This window comes from Microbispora hainanensis, from assembly GCF_006874475.1.
In the GTDB taxonomy this organism is placed as follows: Bacteria; Actinomycetota; Actinomycetes; order Streptosporangiales; family Streptosporangiaceae; genus Microbispora; species Microbispora hainanensis.
Map to the genome: position 1 here is coordinate 99991 of NZ_VIRM01000022.1, position 15513 is coordinate 115503.

Consider the following 15513-nt stretch of genomic DNA (forward strand, 5'->3'; position numbering starts at 1 on the left):
CACATCCGCCACGTTATCCGCCGTGGGGCGGATCAGTGCAAAGTGAGGACCTCGTGCCTACCTCGAAACGCCTGCGTCCCCCCGTCGTCGCCGTCACCGGCGCCGCCTCCGGTCTCGGCCGGGCGTTCCTCGCGAAAGTGGCCTCGTCTGCGGATTTCCGCCGCGTCGTGGCCATCGACGAGCAGCGCGGCGACACCCCGGACGTCACCTGGCGGGTCCTCGACATTCGCGATCCGCTCTTGGCGAACCGGATCTCCGATGTGGACGTCCTGGTGCATCTCGGCACGGACGAGTCGCTCGACACCGACCCCGCCGCGCGCCGCCGCTACAACCTGCGCGCCGCCCAGACCGTGCTCACGGCCTGCGCCGCGGCCCGGGTGCGGCGGGTCGTGCTGGTCACGAGCGCGATGGTGTACGGCGCCGCCGCCGACAACCCGGTGCCCCTGCCCGAGGACGCGCCGGTCGCGGCCGAGCCCGACACCGGCCTGGTGGGCGACCACCTGGAGATCGAGGCCCTGGCGCGGCGGTCGCTGCGGGCGCACCCCGGCCTGGAGGTGATCGTGCTGCGGCCCGCCGCCCTGGTCGGGCCGGGCGTCGACACCGTCATCACCCGCCACTTCGAGGCGCCGCGGCTGCTCGTGGTGAAGGGCTGCCTGCCGCGCTGGCAGTTCTGCCACGTAGACGACCTGGTGTCCGCACTGGAGGCCGCCGCCCTGGGCCGCGTCGGCGGCGTCGTGGCGGTCGGCTCCGAGGGCTGGCTGGAGATGGAGCAGGTGGAGGAGATCTCCGGCCTGAAGCGGTTCGAGCTGCCGGCGGGGCTGACGTTCGGCACCGCGCAGCGGCTGCACCGGCTCGGCATCACGCCGACGGCCGCGACCGACCTCCACTACGTGGTCTATCCCTGGGTGGTCGACGGCGTGGCGCTGCGGGAGGCGGGCTGGAAGCCGGCCTGGACCAACGAGGCCGCGCTGCGGGAGCTGCTCGAACTGTGCGAGGGCAGGCACGCGGTCGTCGGCCGCCGCCTGTCGGGCAAGGAGGCCACGATCACCGCGGCGGGCGCGACCGTCGCGGTCATCGGCACCGCCGCGATCGTCCGGGCCGCCCGCCGCAAGCGCCGCACCTGACGGGCCGCAGGCACTACCCTCGGTGACGTGGACGTCATCCGATTGCTGGGCATTCGCGACACCCCGTTGTCCGTGGACGAGGTGCTGGGCGCGGTGGAGGACCACGCCGCCGGAGGCACCGCGGTCTTCGTCGGCACCGTGCGCGAGCAGGACGGCGGCAGGCCGGTGACACTCCTGTCCTACTCGGCGCATCCGTCCGCCGAGGAGCGCCTGCGCAGGGTCGCGGAGAAGGTCGCGGCGGATTTCCCCGTCACCGCCCTGGCGGCCGTCCACCGGGTGGGCGACCTGCGCCTGGGGGAGATCGCCGTCGTCGTGGCGGCCGCCTGCCCCCACCGCGGCGAGGCGTTCGAGGCGTGCCGCAGGCTGATCGACGACCTCAAGCACGAGGTGCCCATCTGGAAGCACCAGGTGTTCGCCGACGGGGACGCCGAGTGGGTCGGCGCCTGCGACTGATGCACCCGGAATGCCCGGAGCCCGGAACGCATAGAGTTCGTCCATGTCCCGACGCGCTCTGACCCTGCTGGTCGCGGGATTCCTCGCGCTCGCGCTGGCCGTGATCGGCGCCATGCTGCCGGTGCCGTACGTCGTGCTGAGCCCCGGACCCACCGAGAACACGATCGGGGACGTCAAGGGGAAACCGGTCATCACGATCTCGGGTCATGAGACCTATCCCACCCAGGGCAGGCTGAGCCTGGTCACCGTCGCCTACCAGGGCGGGCCCGACAACCGTCTCGACCTGATCACCGCGCTGCGCGGCTGGCTCGACCCGACGGTCGCCGTGGTGCCGGAGGAGACGCTGTTCCCGAAGTCCACCTCGGCCGAGCAGGTCCAGGAGCAGAACACACAGGAGATGACCGACTCGCAGCAGTCGGCCACCGCCGCCGCGCTGAACGCCCTCAAGATCCCCACCGAGAAGGTGATCACGGTCGCCGGGACCGACAAGGGCACGCCGGCCGACGGCAAGCTCAAGCCGGGCGACGAGATCACGGCGGTGGACGGCAAGACGGTGGGAGAGCTCTCGTCCGTCGCCTCGTCCGTGCAGAGCCGCAAGCCCGGCGAGCAGGTGACGTTCACGGTCAAGCGCTCCGGCGCCTCGACGCAGGTGCAGGTCGGCACCGTGGCGGGCGACGACGGCAAGGCCAAGGTCGGTGTCCAGATGCGCTCGGGCTACCGGTTCCCGTTCAAGGTCGACATCAGCGTCGGCGAGGTCGGCGGGCCGAGCGCGGGCCTGATGTTCTCGCTGGGCATCTACGACAAGCTGACGCCGGGGGCGCTCACCGGAGGCATGTCGGTCGCGGGCACCGGGACCATCGACCCGGCCGGACAGGTCGGCCCGATCGGCGGGATCGAGCAGAAGATGGTCGGCGCGCGCCGGGCCGGGGCGACCGTCTTCCTCACGCCAGCGGGCAACTGCGCCGACGCCGTCAAGGCCGCGCCCGCCGGGCTGCGCCTGGTGCGGGTCGAGACGCTGGACGGCGCCATCAAGGCGATCGACGCCCTGCGCGATCACAAGGGCGAGGTCCCCGCCTGCCCGGCCGGCTGACCGTACGACCCGGGCGCGGGGCCGTGACCTGCTCGTCCTGTCCGCACGTGGCGTCGTGATAACGATCAGATCTGTTACCACGACCACGCCAATCGCGGTGTAGGTTTCCAAGCACGGACCGTTGCCCTCTGACAATCATGGCCCTGCCAATCTGAGACAAGGGGTTGAGCGTTGAGCTTCCGGAGCCCCGGAGCCGGACGGGCGGTGCGCTTGCCCCGACGGCCGCGCCTTCTGATACCCGTGCTGCTCGCCGTCGTGGCGATCGTCGTGTTACTGCTGGTCTTCTCGGGGATCTACACCGACTACCTCTGGTATGACTCGGTGAGCTTCTCCTCGGTGTTCTCCACGATGCTGATCACCCAGGTGGTGCTGTTCATCGTGGGCGCCGCCCTGATGATCGCCATCGTGGGCGGCAACATGGTGCTCGCGCACCGCACCCGCCCGATGTTCGGGCCGGGGATGTTCGGGGCGCCGCAGGGCGCCGACCGCTACCGGGTCGCGCTCGACCCGCACCGGCGGCTGGTCTTCCTGGTCGGCATGGGCGTCCTCGCCCTGTTCACGGGCTCGTCCACGGCGGGGCTGTGGAAGACCTGGCTGCAGTTCGTGAACCGCACGCCCTTCAACCAGAAGGACGCGCAGTTCGGCCTCGACCTGTCGTTCTTCGTGTTCACGATGCCGTTCCTGCGGATGCTGCTGAACTTCCTGTTCACGGCCGTCGTCCTGTCGATCATCGCGGCCGTGATCGTGCACTACCTGTACGGCGGGTTCCGGATCTCCTCGCCCGGCGGAGTGCACGCCACCCGGGCCGCCAGGGGGCACCTGTCGGTGCTGCTCGGCGTGTTCGTCCTGCTCAAGGCCGCGGCCTACTGGCTCGACAGGTACAGCCTGGTCTTCTCCGACCGCGGCAAGACCTTCGGCGCGTCGTACACCGACGTGCACGCGGTGCTCCCGGCCAAGGGGATCCTCGCGGTCATCTCCCTCATCTGCGCGCTGATCTTCTTCGCCGGCGTCATCAGGCCGGGCGGGATGTTCCCGGGCGTGGCGTTCGGGCTGCTCGTGCTGTCGGCGGTCCTGATCGGCACCGTCTATCCCTCGCTGGTCGAGCAGTTCCAGGTCAAGCCGAACCAGCAGAGCAAGGAGCAGGCGTACATCCAGCGCAACATCGACGCGACACGAAAAGCCTACGGAGTCAATACGGCGAAGGTCACGGAGTACAGCGCCAAGACCGACACCGACGCCTCCGTGCTGCAGACCGAGGCGTCGGCCATCCCCGGCATGCGCCTGCTCGACCCGAGCCTGCTGTCGCCGACGTTCCAGCAGAAGCAGCAGATCAAGGGCTACTACCAGTTCCCCGAGCAGCTCGACATCGACAGGTATCCGGTCGACGGCAAGCCGCGTGACACGGTGGTGGCGGTTCGCGAGATCGGCCGCCCGCCGGACGGGCAGCGCAACTGGATCAACGACCACCTGGTCTACACGCATGGTTTCGGCTTCGTCGCCGCGCCCGGCAACAAGGTGGACAGCAGCGGCCTGCCGGAGTTCAGCGAGCGCGACATCCCGCCGGTCGGCGACCTCGGCGACTACGAGCCCCGCGTCTACTTCGGCGAGAACTCGCCCGACTACTCGATCGTCGGCGGTCCCACGACCGGCAAGAAGATCGAGCTCGACTACCCGCAGCAGGGACAGGCGGGCGACGCACAGCAGAACAACACCGGCCAGGTCAACAACACCTACGAGGGCAAGGGCGGCGTCTCGGTCGGGAACTTCTTCCGCCGCCTGCTCTACGCGGTGAAGTACGGCGAGACCAACCTGTTGCTGAACTCGAACATCAACGCCGAGTCCCGCATCCTCTACAACCGGGAGCCGGTGCAGCGCATCCAGCAGGTCGCGCCGTTCCTCACGCTGGACCGCGACCCGTACCCGGCCGTGGTGGGCGGACGGATCGTGTGGATCGTGGACGCGTACACGACCTCCGACTCCTATCCCTACTCGGAGCGGAAGAGCCTGGAGTCGCTCACCACCGACGTGCAGTCGAGCCGTCTCGGCGTGCCGCAGGTGCCCAGGGACGAGATCAACTACATCCGCAACTCGGTCAAGGCGACCGTGGACGCCTACGACGGCACGGTCACCCTGTACGCCTGGGACGAGTCCGACCCGGTGCTCAAGACCTGGGAGAAGGCCTTCGGCGGGGTCGTCAAGCCGGCCTCGCAGATCAGCGAGGAACTGCGCGCCCACCTGCGCTACCCGGCCGACCTGTTCAAGGCCCAGCGGGAGATCCTCACCTCCTACCACGTCACCGACGCCAACGCGTTCTTCGGCGGTCAGGACTTCTGGAAGGTCCCCGAGGACCCGGCGACCGGCAAGAGCAAGCAGCCGCCCTACTACGTGACGATGAAGATGCCCGGCAGCGACACCGAGCGCTTCTCGCTGACGACCACGTTCGTGCCGAACCAGCGGCAGAACATGGCGGCGTTCATGGCGGTCGACGCGACGGCCGCCACGCCGAACCCGCCACTGGAGATCCTCCAGTTGCCGAGCACGACCGCGATCCAGGGTCCGCCACAGGCGCAGAACCTGTTCGAGTCGAACACGACGGTGTCGACCGAGCTCAACCTGCTGCGCGGCGGCGGCACAGACGTGCTGTACGGCAACCTGCTCACACTGCCGTTCGGCAACGGTCTGCTGTACGTCGAGCCGGTCTACATCCAGCCGCGCGCGGAGACCTCGGGCAAGTATCCGACCCTCCGCCGGGTGCTCGTCCTGTACGGCGAGAAGGTCGGCTTCGGCCCCACGCTCAGCAACGCGCTTGAGCAGGTGTTCGGCGGCACCGTGGCGACGCCACCGGAACAGACGCCCGACGAGACGGCGAACCAGCCGCCGGGTCAGGTGACCCCGCCGGAGAGCTCGTCCGCGCTGACGTCGGCGCTCGACCGGGCCCAGCAGGCGTACGACGCTTCGCAGAAGGCGCTGTCGTCGAACCCGCCCGACTGGAAGGCGTACGGCGACGCGCAGACCTCGCTGAAGAAGGCGCTGGACGATCTGGCCAAGCTCAAGACCGGGGCGTCCCAGACCCCGGCCCCGAGCGCCAGTCCGAGTGCGAGCGGGAGCCCACCGGCCGGTGCGACTGCCAGCCCGGCACCGAGCGGCTGAGACACGGGCGGCTGAGCCATCCGGAGCCCCGCGTCCCGACGGGCGCGGGGTTCCGGTTTGCCTCCCGCGCGATGCCAGGATAGTGTTCATAGAGCCGACGCGGGGTGGAGCAGCTCGGTAGCTCGCTGGGCTCATAACCCAGAGGTCGCAGGTTCAAATCCTGTCCCCGCTACCACGTCAGAGGCCCGGTCTCCGGAAACGGAGACCGGGCCTCTGGTCTTTTCCGAGGCCTCTGGTCTTTTCCGAGGATGGCCCGCCTGGTCGCTCACCCCGGGCGAGCGCCTGACGCGGTCGGCGACGGGGCCGGTCACCACAAACGATTTGGCACCCGTTCCCAACCGGGGGTAAGCTTTGAACACAACGACGCGGGGTGGAGCAGTTCGGTAGCTCGCTGGGCTCATAACCCAGAGGTCGCAGGTTCAAATCCTGTCCCCGCTACCAAGAGACGAAGGCCCGGCCTCCGGAAAACGGAGACCGGGCCTTCGGCGTTCCACGGGGTTCGGTCCGGTGCGGGAGTAGCGCATGATCACGTTGGATCGCCTGGTCAACGTGCTGGGCGCGTACGGCGTGCGGCTGTGCGGGCGGCCCGAGAGGCGCTCGGCGCGGCTGCGCAGCGTGGCGATGCCGGACGCCACCGACGGCCGGGTCACCGGTGACGTGCTGGTGGCCGTGGGGGCCGGGTCGGTGACCGAGGCGGTGCGGTGGGCGGTCGCGGCGCAGGCCGCGGTGGTCCTGGTGCGGGCGGGCGCCGAGACCGCGCGCGAGGCGGCCGTGGCCGGCGAGAGCAACGACGTGGCGGTGCTGCTCGTCGATCCCGCGGTCTCGTGGAGCCACCTCGTCGGCGTGGTCTACGGACTGGTGCTCGAAGGGCGGGAGACCGAGTCGGGGCGGGGGCCCACCGACCTGTTCGCGCTGGCCGACAGCCTGGCGGACGCCGTCGGCGGCGCCGTGACCATCGAGGACCCGCTCTCGCGGGTGCTCGCGTACTCCCGGTCGCAGCAGGCGGGCGACCCGGCACGGCTGGAGACGATCCTGGTGCGGCAGGTCCCGGAGCGGCTGCGCGAGGTCTTCCGGGAGCGCGGGGTGTTCGCCCGCCTGACGGCGACGGACGAGCCGATCTTCGTCGAGCCGGACCCGTCGCACGGCATGACCGGGCGGATGGCGGTGGCGGTGCGGGCCGGCCGCGAGCTGCTCGGGTCGGTGTGGGTGACGTGCGGCAGCCCCCTGACCGGCGCGCGGCACACCGCGCTGGCGAACGGCGCGCGCACCGTGGCGCTGCACCTGCTGCGCTCCAGGGCGAGCGCGGACCTGGAACGGCAGGTGGAGTCGGACCTGGTCGTACGGCTGCTGGAGGGCACCGCCGACGCGGCGACCGTGGTCAGCCGGCTGGGGCTGCCCACACGGGAGATGCGGGTCGTCGCGGTGCGCACGCACACCTCCGAGGAGCCGCACGCCATGCTCCTGCTGGCCTTCGAGAAGGCCACCACCGGCTTCGGCTGGTCCAGGCCCGGGAGAAGCGCGCTGCTCGGCGACACGCTCTACACGGTCCTGCCCGGCGCGGGGGCGGCCGTGGCACGGGAGTGGGTGGCCGCGCTGGCGGCCGGGCTGCCGCCGCGGGTGCGCGTCGCGGCCGGGATCGGGGCGGCGGCCCAGGCGGCGGAGCTGCCGGCGAGCCGCCGGGAGGCGGAGGAGTGCCTGGCGCTGCACGAGAGGGAGGCCTCCCGTGCGGAGCCGCCGGCCTACGACGAGTCGTGGGACGACATCCTGCTCCAGCGGTTGCGCGCCGCGGCCCGGGCGGGCCGCGTCCCCGCCCGCGGGCCGGTGAGCGCGCTGCGCCGGCACGACGTCCTCTACGACACCCACTATGTGGCGACGTTGCGGGCGTGGCTGGAGGCCCAGGGCGATCTGCTGGCCGCCGCCGAACGGCTCGGGGTGCACGTCAACACCGTCCGCAACCGCCTGCGCCGGATGAGCGAGGTGACCCCGCTGCACCTGGACGACCCGCGCAAGCGCCTCGCCATGGTCATCACGCTGGCGGCCGAGGACGAGTAGGAGGCTGTCCGAAATCCACAACAGGGGCGCCGCGATTGTGCGGCCGCTACAACGGCGCGCGGCGCCGTACGGGTGATGCTGGCCGGGCAAGCAGTCGTCTGGTGTGGAGGTGGGGCATGTCCGAGCGCGTCGACGGGTGGCCGCGGTCGGTCGTCGTGGTGGGCGCGGGGATCGTGGGCCTGTCCACCGCGTGGTTCCTGCAGGAACGCGGTGTGGAGGTCACCGTGGTCGACCGCCGGGGCGTGGCGGCCGGCGCGTCATGGGGCAACGCGGGCTGGATCGCGCCCGGCCTGGCCATCCCCCTGAACGAGCCCTCGGTGCTGCGCTATGGCCTGCGCTCGCTGCTCAACCCGGCCGCGCCGCTGCACGTCCCGGCGACCGTCGATCCGGGGCTGTGGGCGTTCCTGACCCGCTTCGCCGCCAACTGCCGATGGTCGTCGTGGACCCGGGCCGTGCGCGCCAACCTGCCGCTCAACGACGAGTGCATCGAGGCGTACGAGGTGCTCGCCGCCAACGGCGTGGCCGCCCCCGTCGAGGACGCGCCGATCACCGCCGGGTTCCGCACGCCCCGCCAGGCCGCGGGCCTGCTCCACGAGCTGCGCAGGATGGCGGAGGCCGGGCAGCCCGTCGACCACACCGCGCTGGACGCGCGGCGGCTTGCCGAGGCCGTGCCGCTCGCCTCGGAGGCGCTGACCGCGGGCGTGCGGATCGACGGGCAGCGCTACGTCGACCCCGGCCGCTTCGTGCACGCGCTGGGCGAGGCCGTCGTCGCCCGGGGCGCCGCCGTGGAGACCTTCGAGGTCACGGACGTGCGCGGCGACGCAGGGAAGGCCGTCGTGGCGGGCCGGGACGGCGCCGTCCTGTCCGCCGACGCGGTGGTGCTGGCCACCGGCGCGTGGCTGTCGCGGCTCGCGGGCCGCTGGGGCGTACGCGTCCCCGTGCGGGCGGGCCGCGGCTACTCGTTCACCGTGCCGGTGGACCACCCCGTCCCCGGCCCGATCTACCTGCCCGACGTGCGGGTGGCGTGCACGCCCTACCAGGGCGGGCTGCGCGTCGCGGGCACGATGGAGTTCCGCGACCCGGACGCTCCGGCCGTCGAGGCCCGGCTGCGGGCGATCATCGCCTCGGCCCGTCCCCTGCTGCGGGGTGTGCGCTGGGAGGAACGCACGGACGTGTGGGTCGGACCCCGGCCGGTCACGCCGGACGGGCGGCCCCTGATCGGCGCGACCGGCGCCCCGGGGATCTACGTGGCCGGCGGGCACGGCATGTGGGGCATGGCCCAGGGCCCGGCCACCGGGCGGCTTCTCGCCGAGCGGATCACCACCGGCAAGCAGCCCGCCGTCCTGCGGGAGTTCGACCCGCTGCGCTGACGCCGGCCGCCGGGCTGTTGTCGTGATACGACAACAAATGTCCGACCGGTGGTCGCCGGTGACATTGATGCAGGACCGCCCGGTGGTGAAGGCTCCCCCGCATGCAGGCCCGCATAACACTGGAGGACGTCGCCGCGCTGGCTCGCGGCTGCGCGGTGCTCGGCACCGGCGGCGGCGGAGACGTCCGTCCGGGCGCCATCGCCGCCCGGCGCGCCATACGCGAGCACGGCGAGGTGCCGCTGATCACCCTGGACGAGCTGCCCGACGACGCCCTCGTGCTGCCGTTGTCCGGAATCGGCGCACCGACCGTCAGCAACGAGATGGTCCACGGCTCGGACGAGCCGGTCAGGATCGCCGAGGAGATCGAGCGCATCTTCGGCCGGCCGCCCGCCGCGGTCATGTCCTCGGAGATCGGCGGCGGCAACGGCGTCGCCCCGGTCGCCTGGGCGGCCAGGCTGGGGCTGCCGCTGCTCGACGCCGACGCGATGGGCCGGGCGTTCCCCGAGGTCCAGATGGTCTCGATGTACGTGGCCGGGATCCCGGCCAACCTCGTGGTCATGACCGACGTCGTCGGCAACGTCGTGACGATCCGGCCGGTCGACGGCCTGTGGTCGGAGCGGATCGCCCGTGCCGTCTGCGTGGCGGCGGGGTCGAGCGCCCTGATGGCCGACTACGTGCTGACCGCGCGCGAGTGCGAGGGCGCGGTGATCGAGGGCACGGTGAGCCGGGCCATCGCCGTCGGCCGGGCGACCGAGGGGGCCGCCGACCCGCTGGCCACCCTGACCGCGGAGCTCGGCGCCGTACGGCTCATCTCCGGCAAGCTGGCCGACCTGGAGCGCAGGACCACCGGCGGGTTCGCCCGGGGCACGGCGACGATCGAGGGCACCGGCGACGACCGGGGCAGGACGCTGACCCTGGAGATCCAGAACGAGAACCTCGTCGCCGTCGAGGACGGCCGGGTCAGGGCCATGGTGCCCGACCTGATCACGGTGGTCGACAGTCAGACGGCGACGGCGATCCAGACCGAGGGGCTCCGGTACGGCCAGCGGGTGACCGTGCTGGCCTGGCCCTGCGACCCCCTGTGGCGTACGCCGAAGGGTCTGGAGACGGCGGGCCCGCGGGCGTTCGGCTACGACATGGACTACCTGCCGGTGGAGAAGATCGCATGAGCGAGCGAACCGGAGAACACCGTACGACGCTGCGGGTCGGCATCGACGTGGGGGGCACCAACACCGACGCCGTGGTGCTGGACGACGACGACCGCGTCATCGCGACCGCCAAGCGGCCCACCAGCCCCGACGTGACCGAGGGCCTGCGCGCCGCGCTCGACGCGGTCCTCGCCGAGCTGCCCGATCCCGAGATGGAACAGCGTGTGAAGCGGGTGATGCTCGGCACCACCCACGCGACCAACGCCATCCTGGAGCGGCGCGCGCTCGGCCGGGTGGCCGTGCTGCGGCTCGGCGCCCCGGCGACCACGTCCGTGCCGCCGCTGAGCGAGTGGCCCGGCGACCTGCGCGACACGGTCGCGGCCGGAACCGCGATCGTGCGCGGCGGCTACTTCGTCGACGGGCGTGAGATCGCGCCTCTCGACGTGGACGCGGTCAGGAAGTTCGTGGCCACGACGCCCGCCGACGCGATCGCCGTCGCCGGCGTCTTCAGCCCGGCGAGCGCCGACCAGGAGAACATGGTCGCCGAGATCATCCGGGCCGAGGTCGGCGACGTGCCGGTGAGCCTCAGCCACGAGATCGGCTCGCTCGGCCTGCTGGAGCGCGAGAACGCGACCGTGCTCAACGCCGCCCTGTACGGCGTGGCCCGCGACGTCACCGCCGCGCTGCGCGAGGCCCTCACGGCGCGGGGCCTGGAGGTCGAGACGTTCTTCGCGCAGAACGACGGCACGCTGATGGCCGTCGACTACGCGGCCCGCTATCCGGTGCTGACCATCGGCTCGGGGCCGGCCAACTCGCTGCGCGGCGCGGCGTACCTGTCGGGTGTGACGGACGCGATCGTGGCCGACGTCGGCGGCACCTCGACCGACCTCGGCGTGCTCGTGGGCGGCTTTCCGCGGGAGTCGGCCGCGGCGGTCGAGATCGGCGGCGTCACGACGAACTTCCGGATGCCCGACATCCTGTCCATCGCGCTCGGCGGCGGCACGATCGTCGGGGCGGAGCCGCGCTCGGTGGGCTACCGCATCGGCACGGAAGCCCTCGTCTTCGGCGGGTCGACCCCGACCATGACCGACGCCGCGGTGGCGGCCGGGCGCGGCACGGTCGGCACCCGTCCCGTCCCGGAGGAGTGGCGCGAGCGGCTGGCCCTGGCCGTGCGGGCGGCCGACGAGGCCGTCGCGGACGCGGTGGACCGGGTGGCGCTCGGCCGGGCCGACCGGCCGCTCGTGGCGGTCGGCGGCGGCGCGTTCCTGCTGGCCGACGAGGTGCCGGGGGCCCGCGAGGTGATCCGCCCCGCGCACGCGGAGGTGGCCAACGCCGTGGGCGCGGCCATCGCTCTCGCCAGCGGCAGGATCGAAACGATCGTGCCCGCTTCTGGAGGCGGGAGCTCCAGGGCTAGATTGATCGACAACGCCAAGGAGGAGGCGGCCGCACGGGCCGTCGCCGCCGGGGCCGACCCTGCAACCGTTCAGATCGTCGAGCTCAGCGAGATTCCTCTCAGCTACCTTCCTGAGCCCGCGGTGCGCCTGCACGTCAAGGCCGCCGGCCCCCTCGCCCGGCAGGCCGGATAGGAAAGGAACTCCCTCACATGCGCTGGCACATGCGACTTCTCGCCGCGGGGGCCGTGGCCGCCGTGACCGTCACCGCCGCGGCCTGCTCGGGCGGGCAGGTCCGCGGCGCCGCCGACTCCGCTCCGCAGTCCGGCTCCTCGGCGGGCGCGGCCGGAGGCACGGCCGACGACACGTTCACGTACGTCCCCAACCTGGATGTCGTCACCGACTGGGACCCCGCGAGCTCGTATTCCAACGAGAACATCGCGATGGAGAACATCTACGAGTCGCTGACCCGCTACAACCCGCAGACCAAGAAGGCCGAGCCCCGGCTGGCCTCCTCGTGGACCTCCTCGCCCGACGGCAAGAAGTGGACCTTCACGCTGCGTGAGGGCGCGAAGTTCCACACGGGCAAGCCCGTGGACGCCGCGGCGGCCAAGGCTTCGATCGAGCGCACGATGAAGGAGGGCCAGGGCGCGGCCTACATCTGGGGCGCGGTCAAGAAGATCGAGGCCAAGGACGCCACGACGCTCGAGTTCACGCTCAAGTACCCCGCGCCGCTCGACCTGATCGCCTCGGCCGGCTACGCGTCGTACGTCTACGACACCACGGCCGCCTCCGGCGACCTGAAGAAGTGGTTCGGTGAGGGCCACGACGCGGGCTCCGGGCCGTACACGATCGACACCTGGCAGAAGGGCAAGGAGACCGAGCTCACGCTCAAGGCGTTCGACGACTACTGGGGCGGCTGGGACGGCGCGCACTACAAGAAGATCGCCTACCGGGTCACGCCCGAGCTGACCACCGCCTGGCAGCTGCTGCAGCGCGGCGAGGTGTCGTTCGTCCAGCGGCTCAACGCGCAGCTGTTCGCCCAGGCGGGGAGCACCGACACGGTGCAGACCTCGCAGACGCCGTCGTTCCAGAACCTGCTCGTGCTGTTCAACACGGCCGACGGCCCGCTCAAGGACGTGAAGCTGCGGCAGGCCCTGCAGAAGGCGATCGACTACGACGGCCTCGTGGCGGCGCTGAAGGGCGCGGGCGTGGCCGCCAGCGGACTGGTCCCCGAGGGCCTGCTCGGCAACATCCCCGGCATGACGCCGAAGCAGGACCTGGCGGGCGCCGAGGCGCTGCTCAAGGAGGCCGGCTACGGCCCCGGCGGCAAGCCGCTCGACCTCACGCTGACCTACGCCCAGGGCGACGCCGACCAGGAGCTGCTGGTGACGTTGCTCTCCTCGGCGCTCGACAAGCTGAACGTGAAGCTGTCGGCCAAGCCGCTGCAGTGGACCACGCAGTGGGACCAGGGCAAGGCGAAGGACCCGTCGAAGCGCCAGGACATCTTCGTCATGTACTGGTTCCCCGACTACGCCGACGCCTACTCGTGGTTCATCAACGTCTTCCACGGTGAGAAGGACGTGCAGTTCAACCTCTCCTACCTGAAGGACGCGGCGATCGACAAGGAGATCGACGAGCTGCCCGCCCTCACGGCGACCGACCAGGCCGCCGCCGAGAAGGCGTACGCCGACCTCCAGAACAAGATCATCAATGAGCAGGCCGCGGTGGCCGTGCCGTACGTGCAGAACTACCAGCGGGCCTACTCCAAGTCGGTCCAGGGATACGTGGACAACCCGGCCTATCCCAACGTGGTGTTCGTCTACGACCTGAAGCCCGGCGCCTGATCATGCCGAGGTATCTGATCCGCCGGCTCGGCCAGGCCGTCCTGGTCGTGGCCGGCGTGATCGTCCTCACGTTCGCCATCATGCGCCTGGTGCCCGGCGACCCCGCCGTGGCGTACGCCGGGCCGAAGGCGACGGCGGCCGAGCTCGCCGATGCCCGGCGGCGGTTCGGCCTGGACGACCCGCTGCCGGTGCAGTTGTGGAACTACGTGCGCGACCTGCTGGGCGGCGACTGGGGGACCAGCCTGCACACCCGGCAGCCCGTGCGCGACGACCTCTTCCAGGCGTTCCCCGCCTCCCTGGAACTCGTGGGCGCGGCGCTGATCATCGCGCTGGTCGCCGGGATCCCGCTGGGGATCGCCGCGGCCCGCTACAAGGGCCGGCTGCCCGACCTGTCGGTGCGGCTGTCGTCGATGCTGGCCGTGTCGGTGCCGGTGTTCTGGCTGGCGCTGGCCCTGCAGACGGTCTTCGCCAGCGGGCTCGGCTGGTTCCCCGTCGCCGGGGAGTACGACGCGTCGCTCGACCGCACCAGCCCGCTGCACCTCTACACCAACATCACTGCCGTGGACGCGCTGATCACCGGCAACTGGCCGATCCTCACGAGCACGCTGGCCCACCTGGTGCTGCCCGCCCTGGTGATCGCGGCCTATCCGGCCGGGGTGGTGGCCCAGATGACCAGGGCCGCCCTCATCGAGGAGTCGTCGCGCGACCACGCCCGGCTGGAGCGCGCGCTCGGCTTCGGCGAGACCGCGGTGCTCACCCGGTTCGCCCTGCGGCCCGCGCTGAACCCGGTGTTGTCGCTGATCGCGCTCGTCTTCGCCTACTCGATCGTCAACGGCTTCCTCGTGGAGGCCGTGTTCAACTGGCCGGGCCTCGGACGGTACGCCGCCGACTCGATCCGCTCGCTCGACACTCCCGCCATCGCCGGGGTCACGCTGCTGGTCGCCGTGCTGTACGTCGTCGCCAACCTCGCCGTGGACCTCCTCCAGGGCGTGGTCGATCCGAGGGTGAGGGCGCGATGACCGCCCCGGCCCTGACCACGTTCCGCCGTACGCCGCTGCGGCACCTGGCGGGGGTGGACCGCCTCGCGGTGGCGGGAGGCGTGCTGCTGGGCATCGTCGTGCTGGCGGCACTGCTCGCGCCGTGGATCGCCCCCTACCCGGACGACGGCGGCTCGGCCACGCATCCCCTGGAGGCGCTGCTGCCGCCGAGCGGCGCCCACTGGTTCGGCACCGACCAGGTCGGCCGCGACGTGCTCAGCCGGGTGCTGTTCGGCGCCCGCACCTCGCTGCTGATCGCCGTCGCGGTGCTGGCGATCTCCGGGGTGGCCGGCGTCGGCCTGGGAGTGGTCGCCGGGTACGCCGGCGGCTGGGCCCGCGACGTGATCATGCGGGTGACCGATATCTTCCTCGCCTTCCCCGCGCTGCTGCTGTCGCTGGCGCTCGCCGTGGTGCTCCAGCCGAGCGTGACCACCGTGATCGTGGCGATCGCGGTCACCTGGTGGCCGTGGTACGCCCGGCTCACGGCGTCGGTCGCCGCGTCCGTGGCCACCCGGGGCTTCGTGGACTCCGCGCGCTGCCTGGGCGTGCCCGCACCGCTCATCGTGCTGCGGCACGTGCTGCCGAACTCGCTCACGCCGGTGCTGGTCCAGTTGTCGCTGGACGGCGGCGGGGTCATCCTCACCGCCGCCGCGCTGTCCTACCTCGGCCTGGGCGCCCACGAGCCGACCTCGGAGTGGGGGCTGATGGTCCAGCAGGGCCAGTCGCTGTTCACCACCGACTGGTGGGTGGTGACCTTCCCCGGCCTCGCCATCCTGGTCACCGCGTTCTCGTTCAACGTGCTCGGCGAGGGGCTGAGGGCGAGGCTGTCGCGATGAGCGAGCGTAGCGAGC

At 71.7% G+C, this 15513-nt stretch carries 11 protein-coding genes and 2 tRNA genes; all 13 read left to right on the forward strand.

Annotated elements, in window-relative coordinates:
- The first annotated feature begins 53 nt into the window (after positions 1-53).
- The gene (locus tag FLX08_RS19335; RefSeq protein ID WP_244312749.1) at positions 54-1124 is read left to right on the forward strand and encodes an NAD-dependent epimerase/dehydratase family protein; all 1071 of its coding nucleotides are present in this window, start codon (positions 54-56) and stop codon (positions 1122-1124) included.
- 27 nt (positions 1125-1151) lie between these two features.
- The gene (locus FLX08_RS19340) at positions 1152-1577 is read left to right on the forward strand and encodes a molybdenum cofactor biosynthesis protein MoaE (protein WP_142620272.1); all 426 of its coding nucleotides are present in this window, start codon (positions 1152-1154) and stop codon (positions 1575-1577) included.
- Between the two features lie 43 nt (positions 1578-1620).
- On the forward strand, positions 1621-2667 hold the full coding sequence (locus tag FLX08_RS19345) for a YlbL family protein (RefSeq protein ID WP_142620273.1): 1047 nt from the start codon (positions 1621-1623) through the stop codon (positions 2665-2667).
- A 204-nt stretch (positions 2668-2871) separates the two neighbouring features.
- Positions 2872-5817, forward strand: a complete 2946-nt coding sequence (locus FLX08_RS19350; RefSeq protein WP_280117119.1) for a UPF0182 family membrane protein — start codon at positions 2872-2874, stop codon at positions 5815-5817.
- Between the two features lie 98 nt (positions 5818-5915).
- Positions 5916-5992, forward strand: a tRNA-Met gene (locus FLX08_RS19355).
- 189 nt (positions 5993-6181) lie between these two features.
- Positions 6182-6258: transfer RNA gene (locus FLX08_RS19360), tRNA-Met, on the forward strand.
- 81 nt (positions 6259-6339) lie between these two features.
- Positions 6340-7869, forward strand: coding sequence for a PucR family transcriptional regulator (locus tag FLX08_RS19365; protein WP_142620275.1), 1530 nt, complete (start codon positions 6340-6342; stop codon positions 7867-7869).
- A 116-nt stretch (positions 7870-7985) separates the two neighbouring features.
- The gene (locus FLX08_RS19370; protein WP_142620276.1) at positions 7986-9239 is read left to right on the forward strand and encodes an NAD(P)/FAD-dependent oxidoreductase; all 1254 of its coding nucleotides are present in this window, start codon (positions 7986-7988) and stop codon (positions 9237-9239) included.
- Between the two features lie 101 nt (positions 9240-9340).
- The gene (locus FLX08_RS19375; protein WP_142620277.1) at positions 9341-10408 is read left to right on the forward strand and encodes a DUF917 domain-containing protein; all 1068 of its coding nucleotides are present in this window, start codon (positions 9341-9343) and stop codon (positions 10406-10408) included.
- The gene (locus FLX08_RS19380) at positions 10405-11973 is read left to right on the forward strand and encodes a hydantoinase/oxoprolinase N-terminal domain-containing protein (RefSeq protein ID WP_142620278.1); all 1569 of its coding nucleotides are present in this window, start codon (positions 10405-10407) and stop codon (positions 11971-11973) included. The genes FLX08_RS19375 and FLX08_RS19380 overlap by 4 nt, the downstream gene beginning before the upstream one ends.
- Positions 11974-11990: 17 nt before the next feature.
- A complete protein-coding gene (locus tag FLX08_RS19385; RefSeq protein ID WP_142620279.1) occupies positions 11991-13625 on the forward strand; it encodes an ABC transporter substrate-binding protein in 1635 nt (544 codons plus the stop codon).
- Positions 13626-13627: 2 nt separating this feature from the next.
- Positions 13628-14644: an ABC transporter permease gene (locus FLX08_RS19390; RefSeq protein ID WP_142620280.1), complete on the forward strand. Its 1017-nt coding sequence runs from the start codon at positions 13628-13630 to the stop codon at positions 14642-14644.
- Positions 14641-15498, forward strand: coding sequence for an ABC transporter permease (locus tag FLX08_RS19395; RefSeq protein WP_142620281.1), 858 nt, complete (start codon positions 14641-14643; stop codon positions 15496-15498). Before FLX08_RS19390 ends, FLX08_RS19395 begins: the two co-directional genes overlap by 4 nt.
- Positions 15499-15513 lie beyond the last annotated feature (15 nt).